This is a genomic window from Nocardiopsis alba, from assembly GCF_000710955.1.
Taxonomy (GTDB): Bacteria; Actinomycetota; Actinomycetes; order Streptosporangiales; family Streptosporangiaceae; genus Nocardiopsis; species Nocardiopsis alba.
Genome location: NZ_BAZE01000003.1, coordinates 597,527 through 612,053, shown reverse-complemented (window position 1 = coordinate 612,053; position 14,527 = coordinate 597,527). Strand labels below are relative to the sequence as shown.

At 69.7% G+C, this 14,527-nt stretch carries 15 protein-coding genes; 5 read left to right on the top strand and 10 right to left on the bottom strand.

Annotated features, from left to right (window positions below):
• Nucleotide 1: 1 nt before the first annotated feature.
• The gene (locus TR33_RS08505) at nt 2-997 is read left to right on the top strand and encodes a MauE/DoxX family redox-associated membrane protein (RefSeq protein WP_014912118.1); all 996 of its coding nucleotides are present in this window, start codon (nt 2-4) and stop codon (nt 995-997) included.
• A gap of 30 nt (nt 998-1,027) precedes the next feature.
• Here the strand turns inward: TR33_RS08505 and TR33_RS08500 are convergent, their stop codons facing one another.
• Nucleotides 1,028-1,729, bottom strand: a complete 702-nt coding sequence (locus tag TR33_RS08500) for a hypothetical protein (RefSeq protein WP_042282534.1) — start codon at nt 1,727-1,729, stop codon at nt 1,028-1,030.
• Nucleotides 1,730-1,843: 114 nt separating this feature from the next.
• On the opposite strand from TR33_RS08500, the gene hisC reads away from it, so the two are divergent.
• Nucleotides 1,844-2,926 (top strand): histidinol-phosphate transaminase, encoded by a 1,083-nt coding sequence (hisC, locus tag TR33_RS08495; RefSeq protein ID WP_042282532.1) that lies wholly within the window; start codon nt 1,844-1,846, stop codon nt 2,924-2,926.
• Nucleotides 2,927-2,943: 17 nt separating this feature from the next.
• Here the strand turns inward: hisC and TR33_RS08490 are convergent, their stop codons facing one another.
• From TR33_RS08490 to fbaA, 8 genes are all read right to left on the bottom strand, one after another.
• Entirely contained in the window at nt 2,944-3,453 is a 510-nt protein-coding gene (locus TR33_RS08490; protein WP_042282530.1) for a hypothetical protein, read from the bottom strand.
• Between the two features lie 80 nt (nt 3,454-3,533).
• Nucleotides 3,534-4,799 carry a hypothetical protein gene (locus TR33_RS08485; RefSeq protein ID WP_026124978.1) on the bottom strand — a complete coding sequence of 422 codons (1,266 nt, stop codon included), beginning with the start codon at nt 4,797-4,799 and terminating at the stop codon, nt 3,534-3,536.
• Nucleotides 4,800-5,049: 250 nt separating this feature from the next.
• Complete coding sequence (gene murA / locus TR33_RS08480) at nt 5,050-6,345, bottom strand: UDP-N-acetylglucosamine 1-carboxyvinyltransferase (protein ID WP_014911077.1); 1,296 nt, start codon at nt 6,343-6,345, stop codon at nt 5,050-5,052.
• Nucleotides 6,346-6,718: 373 nt separating this feature from the next.
• The gene (locus tag TR33_RS08475) at nt 6,719-7,624 is read right to left on the bottom strand and encodes a phosphoribosylaminoimidazolesuccinocarboxamide synthase (RefSeq protein ID WP_042282528.1); all 906 of its coding nucleotides are present in this window, start codon (nt 7,622-7,624) and stop codon (nt 6,719-6,721) included.
• A gap of 85 nt (nt 7,625-7,709) precedes the next feature.
• Nucleotides 7,710-8,960: a phosphoribosylamine--glycine ligase gene (gene purD / locus TR33_RS08470; RefSeq protein ID WP_042282525.1), complete on the bottom strand. Its 1,251-nt coding sequence runs from the start codon at nt 8,958-8,960 to the stop codon at nt 7,710-7,712.
• Nucleotides 8,961-9,005: 45 nt separating this feature from the next.
• Nucleotides 9,006-10,289, bottom strand: coding sequence for an adenylosuccinate synthase (locus TR33_RS08465; protein ID WP_014912392.1), 1,284 nt, complete (start codon nt 10,287-10,289; stop codon nt 9,006-9,008).
• Nucleotides 10,290-10,493: 204 nt separating this feature from the next.
• Nucleotides 10,494-10,910, bottom strand: coding sequence for a DUF3151 domain-containing protein (locus TR33_RS08460; RefSeq protein ID WP_014909881.1), 417 nt, complete (start codon nt 10,908-10,910; stop codon nt 10,494-10,496).
• Nucleotides 10,911-11,050: 140 nt separating this feature from the next.
• Nucleotides 11,051-12,073, bottom strand: coding sequence for a class II fructose-bisphosphate aldolase (gene fbaA, locus TR33_RS08455; protein WP_014912124.1), 1,023 nt, complete (start codon nt 12,071-12,073; stop codon nt 11,051-11,053).
• A gap of 414 nt (nt 12,074-12,487) precedes the next feature.
• Between fbaA and TR33_RS08450 the strand changes: the two genes are divergently transcribed.
• Nucleotides 12,488-12,874, top strand: a complete 387-nt coding sequence (locus tag TR33_RS08450; protein WP_026124979.1) for a RodZ domain-containing protein — start codon at nt 12,488-12,490, stop codon at nt 12,872-12,874.
• A gap of 59 nt (nt 12,875-12,933) precedes the next feature.
• Here TR33_RS08450 and pyrE read toward each other — a convergent pair whose 3' ends face one another.
• Nucleotides 12,934-13,467 carry an orotate phosphoribosyltransferase gene (gene pyrE, locus TR33_RS08445; protein WP_017534400.1) on the bottom strand — a complete coding sequence of 178 codons (534 nt, stop codon included), beginning with the start codon at nt 13,465-13,467 and terminating at the stop codon, nt 12,934-12,936.
• 123 nt (nt 13,468-13,590) lie between these two features.
• Between pyrE and cutA the strand changes: the two genes are divergently transcribed.
• Complete coding sequence (gene cutA, locus TR33_RS08440; RefSeq protein WP_014911014.1) at nt 13,591-13,932, top strand: divalent-cation tolerance protein CutA; 342 nt, start codon at nt 13,591-13,593, stop codon at nt 13,930-13,932.
• A complete protein-coding gene (locus TR33_RS08435) occupies nt 13,929-14,510 on the top strand; it encodes a hypothetical protein (RefSeq protein ID WP_042282523.1) in 582 nt (193 codons plus the stop codon). Before cutA ends, TR33_RS08435 begins: the two co-directional genes overlap by 4 nt.
• Nucleotides 14,511-14,527 lie beyond the last annotated feature (17 nt).

Below are 14,527 nucleotides of genomic sequence, written 5' to 3'. Positions count from 1 at the left end.
GATGTTCCCGGAGATCCTCGAAGCGATCAGAGAGGTGCAGGCGCCCCTGTTGGCGGCGCTGCTCCTGCTCGGCGCGGCGGCCAAGGCCTCTCCGCGTTCCGCGGGCACGGGGGCCGCGCTCCTGGTTCCACAGCGACTGCGCCGCCCCGTCACCCTCGCCACCTGTCTGGCGGAGGTGGGACTCGCGGTCGGTCTGTTGACCCTGACCGGGCCGGCGGCCGACGTGGTCCGCTGCCTCACCGTGCTGCTCTTCGCCGTGTCCGTCGGAGTTCTGCTCGTGGTCCGGCGGCGCGACCCGGAGGCCGGTTGCGGCTGCTTCGGCGGGCTGAGCCGCGAACCGATCGGGTGGCGGACGCTCTCCCGGGCGTCCCTGCTCGCGGTGGCCGCGGCGACCACGATCGGTCTCGGCCCCAACGGATGGACGTCGGCCTCGGAACCCACCGTGACCCACGGGATCGTCCTCGGGGTGGAACTGCTCTTGCTGGGGCTGCTCAGCCCCGAGCTGCGCGAGGTGTTCTCGCGCGCGACCACCGGCGAGCCGTGCGCACTGCGGGAGGGGTCTCCACGTCGCTCCCTGAGGCGTCTGCGCCGTAGCGACGTCTGGCGGACCAACGCCAAGGTGATGCTGGCCGACGAGCCGGAGGACACCTGGCGTCACGGCTGTTGGCGATTCCTGCGCTACGACGGGATGCGACACGGTCGTCGGGTGGACGTCGTCTACGCGGTCCGTATCGGCGGACCGCGCCGGACCGGCGTGCGCGCGGCCCTGGTGGACCGTGAGAGCGGTGCGGTGATCGCCACCTTCGGAGCGGTCACGACCCTCGACCTCCAGGGGCCGCCGCGCAGGCTGCCCAAGCCGCGTCAGGCGGCCAAGAGGGACGAGGCCGAGGGGCGTGGCGGCCCCAAGCCCGGAACCCTGGCGGAGGAGCCTCCGGGCGAGGCCGGTCGCGGCATGCCGGGCGGCCCCTCGAAAGAGATCCAGGGCGCCGGGGCCTGAGCGGGGCGGGGCCCCGCCCTCGGCGGCGCCTCACCCCAGCATCTGCTCCTGTCGGTCGATGGCGGCCTCGCTGAAGTCCATGAGCATCCGCTCGTACTCGGCGGGGTCGCCCTGTCCCATGATCGAGACCGTGCCGAGCAGACCACCATTGCGGTACATGACGGTGTACATGTGGTTCTCCCCGCTGTCGTCGGTCACCTGGACGGTGAAGGCCCGGGAGCCGTCGCCCACCTCGGGCAGGTCCAGGTCGGCGACCCCGTAATCGGAGCTGGTGCCGTCCTCGTAGGTGGCGGTGTACTCCGAGCAGCTCTCCGGGGGCTCGGTGGCGAGCGCCTCGGTCGCGGCCCCCTCGTCCAGCTGGACGAGGATGTGCGAGATCGTGCCGGGTTCCCACTCGTAGGCGGCCACGGAGGCGGGCGCCTCGCGCACCGCGTCCAACTCCCCCCACCGGTTGGCGGCGTCAAGGCATTCGGGCTTGTCCAGCACCGTCGCGGCCCGGACCTCCTCGGAGTACTGGACTGTGACAAGGTCGGAGTAGGTGCCGCTCTCGCTGCCCTCGGGCATCGGGGTCGCGTCCCTGACGTTCAACGGCTGGGCCTCGTGCAGTGCCGAGGCGGCCTCCGTGTCGGGGCCGTCGTTCTGTTCCTGTTCCGGACCGCCGCAGGCGGCCAGGAGGACCGCCAGGGGGACGGCCGCGGCCACGGCTCGCGCGGTGGGGGCGGTGCGGGACATAGGCATGGTGATATCTCCTGGTTCGTGCGATATTTCCACTTGGAGCGGTGACCGACCCGGACCTGTCATAGCTGAGAGTGTCGCGGGGCTAGCACAAAGTATTGAGGAAGGACAATGGTGTCGGAGTCGAAATCGCCATATCTGCGGGCGGTACTGGAGTCCATCCCTCCCTACCGGGCGGGGATCAAGATCGTCGGGCCCGACGGTCGTTCCATCAAGCTGTCCTCCAACGAGAGCCCCTACGGTCCGCTCCCGTCCGTCCGTGAGGCCATCGCCGAGGCGGCGGCCGACCTGAACCGTTACCCGGACCCGGCCGCCGAGGACCTCGTCACCCGCCTCGCCGAACGTCTGGGCGTGCCCGAGGATCACGTCGCCCTCGGCGCCGGCTCCGTCGGCATGCTCCAGCAGCTCCTGGAGGCCGTCGGCGAGCCGGGAACCGAGGTCGTCTACGCCTGGCGCTCCTTCGAGGCCTACCCCCTGCTGGTCGAACTGGCCGGGGTCTCCTCGGTCAAGGTGCCGCTCAAGGAGGAGGGGCACGACCTGGAGGCCATGCTGGAGGCGATCAACGCCAACACGCGCATGGTGCTGATCTGCAACCCGAACAACCCGACCGGGACCACCGTGCGCGAGGCGGAGCTCGTCGACTTCCTCGACCGGATCCCCGACCACGTCCTGGTGATCCTGGACGAGGCCTACCGCGAGTACGTGCGCGACCCGGAGGTCCCCGACGGGATCTCCCTGTACCGGGACCGGCCCAACGTCGCCGTCCTGCGCACCTTCTCCAAGGCCTACGGGTTGGCCGCCGTGCGTCTGGGCTTCCTCGTCGGGCACCCGCAGGTGACCGGCGCGGTCCGCAAGACCCTCGTGCCCTTCGCGATCAACCACCTGGCCCAGGCGGCCGGGATCGCCTCCCTGAACGCCGAGGAGGAACTCCTGGAGCGCGTGGAGGCCACCGTCGCGGAGCGCGAGCGCGTCCGTGGCGCCCTTCTGGACGCCGGCTGGACGGTTCCCCCCACCGAGGGCAACTTCGTGTGGCTGCGTCTGGGAGAGCGGACCCTGGACTTCGCCGCGGCCTGCGCCGAGGTGGGTGTCGCGATTCGTCCCTTCCAGGGGGAGGGCGCCCGCGTCACCATCGCCTCACCCGAGGAGAACGACGCCTTCCTCGCGGTCGCGACCGTCTTCCCCGACCGTCGCTGACCCCTCGAAGGATCTCGTCACGGGCGCCGAGGACCGACCGGTTCCGGCGCCCGTCGCGCACGACCCAGATCACGGGCCAGGTGCGAGCGGCGCAGTCGTCGCGTCCGCATGAGCCTGCTCAGGTCGGCACGGTTGTCGTAGGACAGCTGGACGTGGAAGTAGTTCACCTGCTCCAGGACGGCGAGCACCCACAGGACGATCCCGAGGAACACCTCGGTCCACCAGGAGACCCCGCCCAGGAGCGTCCATCCGATGTAGGCGCCCGAGACGAGCAGCAGGATCGGGTTCACCACACGCAGAACCCCGAACACGGCCATCCCGGCGGGGAGCCGCTCGCCCCGGTCCAGCTGCCGCAGCTTCAGGTACCAGTAGGCCGAACCCTGGATCAACAACACCGAGCACACGGCGAAACCCGCCAGGTTGGCACCGGTGGTCGGTGTTCCCAGCAGGCCGAAGAAGACCAGCGCGAACCAGAAGACGTTGGCGGTCTCCAGAATCGCGAGCGTGGTGAGCCGTCGTCGCGTCATGGAGGCGATTCTTTCCGACGGCCCGAGGACGCGCGAAGGGCGGCCCCCGATGGGGACCGCCCTTCCACGTGGTCGACCGGTTACTTGCCGGCCGCGTCCTTGTCCAACTTCTCCACGATCAGCCGGTAGAGCTGCCGCGGGCGTCCCGGCTGGAGGGTGCGGTTGGGCGGCAGCGGCCAGGCCAACCCCTCCTCCACCAGGGTGCGCAGCAGCCGTCGGGCCGTCCGGGAGGTGACCCCGAGCATGCGCCCGGCGTTCTCCGCGTCGACGACCAGAGGACCGTCCTCCTCCGCGATCTTCTCCGAGAGACGGATGAGGGTCTCGCGTCCCTTGGTGCGCAGGGGCTCGGAGGACTGCCGTGCGGGCGCGCGCTGGGCGGGGACCAGGGAACGACCCTCACGGTCCACCGCGAAGCTCTGTCGCGAGGCCTGGGCGCGGTTCAGGGCCGCGCGAGCGTGCGACTCCGCGTCCTGGGTGGTGCGTCCCATGCCGATGCCGACCTCGATCGCGATCCCGAGCTCCGCCTTGATCCGCTCCACGAACGGCGGCTGCCGGAACCCCTCGGTCGCGGTGACGAGGGAACCGCGGGTGGCCGTGATCATGAACGAGTGGTCGTCCAGGCGGTGCGCGGTCGCGTTGATCCGGTGCGCCTCCTGGAGCAGCAGACGGTGCAGGGACAGTCGCAGCTCCTCACGCCAGTAACGGGGCGTGGAGCGGCGGGAGGAGTCGCGCAGGGTGGGCACGTCGACCACGACGACGCCCAGCTGGGCCTCCTCCAGACGGTGGTGGGCACCCAGCAGACCGGCGGTCTGTAGAGCGCTGCGCACCCCCGCGTTGGTGGGGCGCAGCCGGATCACCGGCACCCCGATCGCCTCCAGGCGCTCGGCGACACCGCGGACGCAGGTGATCGCCATCCTGGTGGCCTTGCGCCGCCACAACCCCTCGTGGAACGAGGTGAGCTGAGCGGTGTTGGTCAGCTCCTCGTGCACGTGGATACCGTCCACCGGCAGGTCGACCTCGGAGTAGGCCTCCACCACGTCGGCCCTGCCGAGCACGTCCAGACTCGCTCTGGTGGGGTCGTAGCGATCGTCGAGGGTCGCTCGGAGCAGGGCCTCGTGCAGGCTCGCCCCGCCGAGCGGCACGAAGGTCGCGGGCATGGTCAACACGCCCGCCTTCCGTGCGAACTCGTAGGGGACAGGGCTGGCGAACAGATAGGCATCGATCGCCGAACCCAGCCTGACGACCTTGTCCGTCGCCTCTTGCTCATCTCGGTACGCGGCGGCGATGAGTCTGGCGTTGAGAGGTCCTGTTGACCCAGGACCCATGAGCATGACCCGTTCGACCACCTCATGGGGTCCTATGACGCCGATCGTCAAATCGCCAGTACGCTGGGCACTCACCTCGGGTTGCTCCCCGCTACCATTCCACGCTCTTCACTATGTGCGCCCACTGGTTTCCCGACCCGATCTCTGTCACGGCATGATTGCCGAGATCGTACCCATTGTGCGGGGCCAAAGAAGATCGTTTTCCATATCAACGCCGAAAGCCCGGGTGGGAGGAGGCCTCCCACCCCGGCTTGAACTGCGCTTACGACAGCTACGAGACGGTGACGCGCTCCACGTCGCCGCCTAGCGTGGCGAGACGCTGCGCGAACTGGGCGTGACCGCGGTCCACCAGATAACCAGGCGCAACGATTGTCTCACCTTCGGCGACCAGTCCGGCGAGCACCAGGGCGGCACCGGTACGGAGGTCGTGGGCGATCACCTCGGCGCCGCGCAGGTTCGTGGAACCGTGCACGATGGCGCGGGTGCCCTCGACCTCGATCTTGGCGCCCATCTTGTTGAGCTCGTCGGCCAGCGCGAAGCGGCCGTCGTAGATGGCCTCGTGGATGTAGCTCTCACCCTCGGCCAGGGTGGCCAGGGCCATCAGCGGAGACTGAAGGTCGGTGGCGAAGCCCGGGAAGGGAGAGGTGACCGCGTTGATCGGCCGCAGCGGCACGGACGGGTCCCGCTGGACGTGCAGGACGGCGCCCTCCTGCGAGAAGCCGACGCCCATCTGCTCCAGTTTCCAGCGGGCGACACCCAGGTGGTCCAGGTTGGCGCCGACCAGGCTGACCTCGCCACCGGTCGCGGCGACGGTCATCGCGAACACACCGGCGTCGATGCGGTCCGACATGATCGTGTGCTCGACCGCGGTGAGCTCTTCGACGCCCTCGACGGTGATCAGACCGGTGCCGCCACCGCTGATCTTCGCGCCCATGGCGCTGAGGAACGCGATGACGTCGAGGACCTCGGGCTCCAGGGCCGCGTGCTCGATCACGGTGGTGCCGGGCGCGAGCACGGCGGCCATGATGAGGTTCTCGGTGCCCGTGTGGGAGGGCGTGTCCAGGTACAGCCGACCGCCGCGGAGCCTGCTCGCCTCCACGTTGATGTGGTTGCGCTCGGGGTCCTCGGTCACCTCGGCGCCCAGACGGGCGAAGCCGCGGTAGTGGAAGTCCAGGTTCCGGCTGCCCAGGTTGCATCCGCCGACGCCCTCGATGCGCGCACGGCCGGTGCGGTGCATCAGGGCCGGAACGAAGAGCACGGAGCCGCGGAAGCGGGCCGCGATCTCGGCGGGCAGAACCGCGAGTTCGGGGTCGTTGAGGCCGGAGGCGTCGATGACGACGGTGCGTTCCGCTTCGTGGAAGGCGACCTTGGCGCCCACGTGTTCGGCGAGCTCGAGTGCGCGGTAGACGTCCTCGATGACCGGAACGTTCCGCAGCACAGTACGGCCCTTGGCCGCCAGCAGGGCGGCCCCGATCATCGGCAGGACGGCGTTCTTCGCGCCTTGGATGAACGCCGTTCCACTGAGGGGGCGTCCGCCGCGGACGCGGTAACGAACCTCCTGGCCCATGCTCATGTGCTCCTTTGTGAGGCAGATGTGAAAAAAGGTCACCCTCGTCGGGTTTCGCCTATGTGAGGTTGAGACGCGGGTTTCCCCTGGAACGTTGCGACCATCTTGCGTGTGACCTGCGCGGCCATTGAACCGTTCGGTTCGCGAAGACTCTATAGCAACCGCCGGCGCATACCGGCCCAGAACGTGGTATACCCGCAGATCGCGGATAGAGTCCCGCCAAACGACCAAAGTGGCGTTACGCCTGAGGGAGAGACCAAGGGTCGCGCGTATGGCTGACCGTTACTCCGGCATTGCGCACGACTCCACCACCATACGCGCTTTCGCGGCCCATTCGGTGACCGCGTGCGCTGAATCACTCGCGCGCCGCGTGTCAGAGCACCGGCTTTGTCCCGGTCAAGCGCTCATGGATCTCTTTGTAGCGGGACAGAGTGCGCTCCACCACGTCGTCCGGAAGTTCCGGCGGAGGGGTCTCCGAAGCCCGGTCCCAACCGGAATCGCCTGAGGTCAGCCAGTCGCGCAGTACCTGCTTGTCGAACGAGGGCTGAGCGTGTCCGGGGCTCCACTCGTCGGCCGGCCAGTAACGCGACGAGTCCGGGGTGAACACCTCGTCGGCCAGGACCAGCGCGCCGGAGGAATCCCGTCCGAACTCGAACTTGGTGTCGGCGAGGATCACCCCTCGCTCCCGGGCGACGTCCCGACCGCGCCCGTAGACACGCAGGGTGATCTCGCGCAGCTCCGTGGCGAGCCTCTCACCGTGCTCGGCCGCCACGACGTCGAAGGAGACGTTCTCGTCGTGATCGCCGACCGCCGCCTTGACCGCCGGGGTGAAGATCGGCTCGGGCAGCTCCGAACCGTCGGTCAGCCCCTCGGGGAGCGGAACCCCGCAGACCGTGCGGTCGACCGAGTACTCGGCGAGTCCGGAACCGGCGAGGTAGCCGCGGGCCACGCACTCCACGGGGACCATGTCCAGCCGCTCGCAGACGAGCGTACGGCCGGCCCAGTCGGCCGGGGCGCCCTCGGGCGGCGTGTCCGAGACCACGTGGTTCGGGACCAGATCGCCCAGACGCTCGAACCACCACAGGGACAGTTGGGTGAGCAGACGCCCCTTACCGGGGATCTCCGTGGGCAGGACCCAGTCGAAGGCCGAGATACGATCGCTGGCCACCATGACCAGGTCGCCGGAGGCGGTCGCGTACAGGTCGCGCACCTTACCGGTGTGCAGGTGGGTCAGTCCGGGCACCTGGACGGGCTCGGGCACGGTGACGAAACCGCTCATGATGTTCCTTCCGGCTTTCTGCCTGGAAGGAGGACCCGGCCCCATGGGTCGACGAGGCCGGGCCCTCCCTGTCGGAGTCGACGAGTCAGAGCTCGGCGGCGGCGCGTTCGGCGATGTCGGTGCGGTGGAAGGAACCGCGCAGGTCCAGCCTCCCGACCGCCTCGTAGGCGCGCTCGCGGGCCTGACGCAGGTCCGCTCCCGTACCCACCACGCTCAGCACACGGCCGCCGTTGGACTTGACCTCGCGTGCCCCGTCCCAGGCGGTGCCCGCGTGCAGCACGTAGGCGCCCTCCATGGCCCCGGCGGCGTCCAGCCCGCCGATGAGGTCGCCCTTGGTCGGGTCCCCGGGGTAGTTCTCGGCCGCGACCACGACGGTCACCGCCGCGCCCTTCTTCCACTGGAGCGAGCCGATCGCGCCCAGCCCGCCGGTGTCGGTGGCCTGGAGGACCGCGCCGATCGGGGTGGCCAGACGGTCCAGCACGACCTGGGTCTCCGGGTCGCCGAACCGCGCGTTGAACTCCACCACGCGCGGCCCCTGGGAGGTCAGCGCCAGACCCACGTAGAGCAGGCCCTGGTAGCGGAGCCCACGACGGTTCATCTCCGAGACGGTCGGTCGCACGACGGTCTCCATGACCTCGTCGACCAGCCCCGGAGGGGCCCAGGGCAGCGGGGCGTAGGCGCCCATGCCCCCGGTGTTGGGGCCCTGGTCGCCGTCGTAGGCGCGCTTGAAGTCCTGCGCGGGCAGCAGCGGCAGCGCGTGGGCACCGTCGGTGAGCACGAACAGCGACACCTCGGGGCCGTCCAGGTACTCCTCGATGACGACACGGCCGCACTCGCGGGCGTGCCTCTCGGCCGCGCCGCGGTCCTCGGTCACCACGACGCCCTTACCGGCGGCCAGTCCGTCGTCCTTGACCACGTACGGGGCGCCGAACTCGTTCAGGGCGTCGGAGACCTGACCCGGCGTACGGCACACGCGGGCCTTGGCGGTGGGGACCCCGGCCGCCTCCATGATCTCCTTGGCGAAGGCCTTGGAGCCCTCCAGACGGGCGGCCTCACGGTCCGGGCCGAACACCGGGATGCCCCGGTCGCGCAGGGCGTCGGCCACGCCCGCCACCAGCGGGGCCTCCGGACCGATCACCACCAGCTCGGCGCGGATGCGCGCGGCCAACTCGGTCACGGCCAACCCGTCCGTCACGTTCAGGACGTGGTTCTCCGCGATCTCCGAGATGCCCGGGTTACCGGGGGCACAGTGGATGTCGGTGACGCCCGGATCCAGGGACAGGGCGCGGACGAGTGCGTGTTCGCGGCCTCCGCCGCCGAGAACGAGGGCTTTCACTGAAGGGGGCCTCTTCTTCTGTCTGGAGGGACGGTGGTCGCCGGGTCAGACCAGGGGACGCAGTTCGAGGGTCTCTTCACGGCCCGGTCCGACGCCGATGGCGGAGATCGGGGCGCCCGCCATCTCCTCCAGAGTACGCACGTAGGCCCGCGCGTTCTCGGGGAGATCGTCGAATTCCCGGACACCGGTGATGTCCTCGGTCCAACCGTCGAAGTACTCGTAGATCGGGGTGGCGTGGTGGAAGTCGGTCTGCGTCATCGGGATCTCGTCGTGACGCACGCCGTCGACGTCGTAGGCCACGCACACGGGGATCCGCTCCAGGCCGGTGAGCACGTCGAGCTTGGTCAGGAAGAAGTCCGTGACGCCGTTGACCCGGGTGGCGTAGCGGGCGATCGGGGCGTCGAACCAGCCGCAGCGGCGGTCGCGACCGGTGGTCACGCCGTACTCGCCGCCCTGGGTGCGCAGCCACTGGCCCTGCTCGTCGAGGAGCTCGGTGGGGAAGGGGCCCGAACCCACACGCGTGGTGTAGGCCTTCAGGATGCCCACGACCTTGGAGATGCGGTTGGGGCCGATGCCCGCGCCCGCGGCGGCGCCGCCGGCGGTGGGGGAGGAGGAGGTGACGAACGGGTAGGTGCCGTGGTCGATGTCCAGGAGCGTGCCCTGCGACCCCTCCAGGTAGAGGGTCTTGCCCTCGTCCAGCGCCTTGTTGAGGATCAGGGAGGTGTCCGCGACGTAGGGGCGGAGCTGCTCGGCGTAGCCCAGGTACTCCTCGATGATGGGCCCGGCCTCCAGAGCGCGCCGGTTGTACACCTTGGTGAGGAGCTGGTTCTTGTCGTGCAGCGCCAACTCGATCTTCTTGGTGAGGATCTTGGCGTCGAACATGTCCTGAACGCGCACGCCCTGGCGGGAGACCTTGTCGGCGTAGGCCGGGCCGATGCCGCGACCGGTGGTGCCGATCTTGCCCTTGCCGAGGAAGCGCTCGCTGACCTTGTCCAGGGCCCGGTGGTAGGGCATGATCAGGTGCGCGTTGGCGGAGACCAGCAGACGCGAGGTGTCCACACCCCGGTCCTGAAGCCCGCGCAGCTCCTCGAACAGCACCCCCGGGTCGATGACGACGCCGTTGGCGATGACCGGAACGACGTTCGGGGAGAGGATGCCGGAGGGCAGCAGATGCAGGGCGTACTTCTGGTCTCCGATGACCACCGTGTGGCCGGCGTTGTTGCCGCCCTGGTAGCGGACCACGTAGTCCACCTGTTCACCGACCAGGTCGGTCGCCTTGCCCTTGCCCTCGTCGCCCCACTGGGCACCCACGAGCGTGATCGCCGGCATTGGTCTCTACCTCTTCGCTCGACACCTGAACAGGGCTTTTCCCACCCCGGACATGGATCAACCCCTGGCGCAAGGCAGCGACAGGGGCCGTTGCGTATTGAGCGTACACGACCTGCGCATCTCGGTTGAGAGCGGCCGTGGGGTGCCCGTGTCACACCGTGCCGGGCGTTCCCGGAACGCCCGGCACGCGAGGATCGGAGCGGATCAGCCGTTGAGGGCCCGATCGGCCTCGGCGCTGGACTCGCGCAGGAAGGTCGAGCAGCGCTCGGCCTCCTCGGTGTCGCCGATGGCCTCGGAGGCCTTGCCCAGGTAGTGCAGGGCGCGCAGGAAGCCCCGGTTGGGCTCGTGCTCCCACGGGATCGGGCCGTGGCCCTTCCAGCCCGAGCGGCGCAGCTGGTCCAGGCCCCGGTGGTACCCGGTGCGGGCGTAGGCGTAGGCGGCGACCGGCCGGCCGTCGGCCAGGGCGAGTTCGGCCAGACGGGCCCACGCGGCGGAGTAGGACGGGAAACGGCCGGCGACCGGGGTGGGGTCGTCGGAGGCGGCCAGGGCCTCACGCGCCTCGGCGTCGTCGGCCAGGCGCGTCTCGGGCGGCTCGTTCAGCAGGTTCCGGTGCAGGTTCATGCCTCCATCCTGCCACCGGGACGAGACCCTTCCGGAGGACGGTCCGGTCCATGTCGGAGCCGGGTCGGCGCCCGGGGAACGGGGGAGACGAACGGTGCCCGGCGGCCGAGGCCACCGGGCACCGCGAAGGACTCCGGGTCCTACTTCATCTTGTTGCCGGCGGACTTGAGGTGCTGGGCGGCCTCCACCACGCGGGCGGCCATGCCGGCCTCGGCGACCTTGCCGTAGGCGCGCGGGTCGTAGGCCTTCTTGCTGCCGATCTCGCCGTCGATCTTGAGCACACCGTCGTAGTTCTTCATGATGTGGTCGACGACCGGGCGGGTGAAGGCGTACTGGGTGTCGGTGTCGATGTTCATCTTCACGACGCCGTAGTCGATGGCCTCGTGGATCTCCTCCAGGGTGGAGCCGGAGCCACCGTGGAAGACGAAGTCGAAGGCCTTGGTCCTGCCGTAACGCTCGGCGATGGCCTCCTGGGCGCTCTTGAGCACCTCGGGGCGCAGCTTCACGAAGCCGGGCTTGTAGGAGCCGTGCACGTTGCCGAAGGTCAGGGCGGTCATGTAGTAGCCCTTCTCGCCCAGGCCCAGGACCTCGGCGGTGCGCAGGGCGTCCTCCGGGGTGGTGTACAGCTTCTCGTTGATCTCGCCGACGATGCCGTCCTCCTCACCGCCGACGACGCCGACCTCGATCTCCAGGATGGTCCGGGCGGCCTTGGAGGCGGCCAGGAGCTCCTCGGCGATCTGAAGGTTCTCCTCGAGCTCCACGGCGGAGCCGTCCCACATGTGGGACTGGAAGAGCGGCTCCCGGCCCTTGGCCACGCGCTCCTTGGAGATCTCCAGCAGCGGACGGACGAAACCGTCGAGCTTGTTCTTCGGGCAGTGGTCGGTGTGCAGGGCGACGTTCACCGGGTACTTGTCCGCGACGACGCGAGCGAACTCGGCGAAGGCGACGGAGCCGGTGACCATGTCCTTCACCGAGGCGCCGGACAGGAACTCGGCACCGCCGGTGGAGATCTGCACGATGCCGTCGGTCTCGGCCTCGGCGAAGCCGCGCAGCGCGGCGTGCAGCGTCTGGCTGGAGGTCACGTTGATCGCCGGGTAGGCGAAGCCCTGGGACTTCGCGCGGCTCAGCATCTCGGTGTAGACCTCGGGGCTGGCGATGGGCATGGCTTGACTCTCCCTGGTTCGGCCTGGAGCGAGCGTCCGCCGGCGCCTACTCTGCGTGCCGACGGCACCCCGTGTGCGTTGCCCCGGTGGAGGGACCGGTCGTGAGGGAGGCCCGGGAGGCGGGCCGTTCGTCCGGGGTGTCCACCAGGTGTCGTTCAAGTATCTCGAATCCCCGGAGCCGATTGAAAGGTCTAGACCAAAACGGCCGGGAATGTCGACGTACCCGCAGCTTACGAGGGGTGCCGGAGAGGACGACGGAGGGGTCGGGAAGAAAAGCGGTTTACCTACCGTTTTGTGGTTTCCAGTGGTGGAAGCGGGTCTTCAGGACGACTGCTGTCGCTTTTTGCCGTGATACGCGCTACATTCATCGCCGTGGGACGGCATAGGAATGATCCGAAGGGCGTTGGCCAAGTGATGGCCATCGTCGGGACCGTCGCGCTCCTGGTGGCCCTCGTGGCGTTGTGCGGGTACTTCCTGTACCGCTCGATCCCGGGAACCGGCAGTGCCTCCGAGGGCGTCAACGCGTCCGAGGTCGCCGCCGAACCGGTGGACACCACCGAGACCGGTGCCCTGTACATCGACGTGGTGGGCGAGTCCACCAGCGTCTTCGTCCGTGTGCCCGGTGGTGACGTCCTCCTCGACCAGGAGGTCGTCCAGGGCGACTCGGTGCACTACCGGGAGAACACCGACGGCCTGGAGGTCGCCATCGGCGATCCGACCGCCGTCGAGCTCTACGTCAACGGGGAACCGCGCGACGTCTCCGACCGCGACCCCGGATACTCCTTCACCCTGAACCCCTGAGTCCCGGGACCCCGGTGGACGGGGCCGGCATCGACCCCGCCCGCACCGAGAGGCCGGACTCACACGTCCAGGTCGGACACCTCGAAGATCGGCCGGTACTCCAGGCCCTCCTCCTCCAGTCGGGCCCGCGCGCCGCGATCCACGATCAGCGCGACCGCCACCACCTCGGCTCCCGCCTCGCGCAACGCCTCGACCGCGGTCATCACCGAGCCACCGGTCGTGGAGGTGTCCTCCAGGGCCAGCACACGCCGCCCCTTGACGTCCGGACCCTCGATCCTGCGCTGCAACCCGTGGGCCTTGCCCGCCTTGCGCACCACGAAGGCGTCCAGGCGCCGTCCCCGCGCGTGCGCGGCGTGCAGCATCGCGGTGGCCACCGGGTCCGCGCCGAGGGTCAGACCGCCCACCGCGTCGAACTCCAGGTCCGCGACGGTGTCCAACAGGACCGAGCCGACCAGCGGCGCGGCCTCCCCGTCCAGGGTGATCCGGCGCAGGTCGACGTAGTAGTCGGCCTCCCGGCCGGAGGACAGGGTCACCTTCCCGCGCACGACCGCCTTATCGTTGATCTGACGCAGGAGTTCATCACGTTCGCTCATGATCAGTGAGCCTAGAACACCGGGTGGGGCCCCTCGGACCGGACGACGAGGGGCGGGGCGCCGAACCGGCGACCTCGCACGATCCCGCCCGACCCGGAACAACACCGTCCCGATGGGGTGACCATGTCAGAACGTGCCGATGTCGTCAGGGTGGAGACCACCATCGACGACCGGGAAGGGGCCGAGGCGCTGGCCCGCTCGGTCATCGAGAACCGACTGGCGGCCTGTGCCCAGGTCGGCGGTCCGCACCGCAGCCTCTACCGCTGGGAGGGGGAGGTCCGGGCGGACGAGGAGTGGAAGGTCGTGATCAAGACCGCGTCCGACCGCTTGGACGACCTGGTCGCCCACCTGGTCGAGATCCACCCCTACGACGTGCCCGAGGTCGTGGCCCTGCCGGTGGTCGGGGGCAACCCCGGCTACCTCGCCTGGGTCCGGGACGAGACACGCGGGGGCGGCCCCGCGTGATCACGGTCCTTCTACCCCCCACCCTCGGCGCCCCCTTCTCCCCGCCGGGGATCGACCGGGACCTCGACGCGCTCGGCCGCGCGGCGGTCCTGCCCGAGGTGACGGACGACTTCACAGCGCCCCACGCCGCGCGCTACGTGGCCCGGGCGAGCCTGGAGATCAACCGCCTGGTCGCGACCGACGAACCCACGGTCCTGGTGGCCCGGGGCGACTCGGGCCCCCTGCTCGGAGCGGTCGGCGCGGCCCAACGGGCGGCCCACCGGCCCGTCCTCGGCTACGTGCTGGTCGACGCCCCGTTGCCGCGTCCCGGCAGCCCCACACGTGAGGAGATCTCCCGAGACCAGGATCTGACGGGGATCCCGGCCGGTGCGGACGAACCCGCCGGTTACCGCACCGAACGTCTGCCCACGGTCCCGGACTGGCCGGACGCGCCCTGCGGTTACCTGCTCACCGATCCCGCCTACGCGCACCCCGCCCATCTGGCGGGGATGCGGGGATGGGCTGTACAGGACGCGGTCGCCGAACCCGGGCGGACGGCCGAGGCACTGGTGGCGCTCATCGACGAACTCGTTCGCTGAGCACCGATAAACCGGGT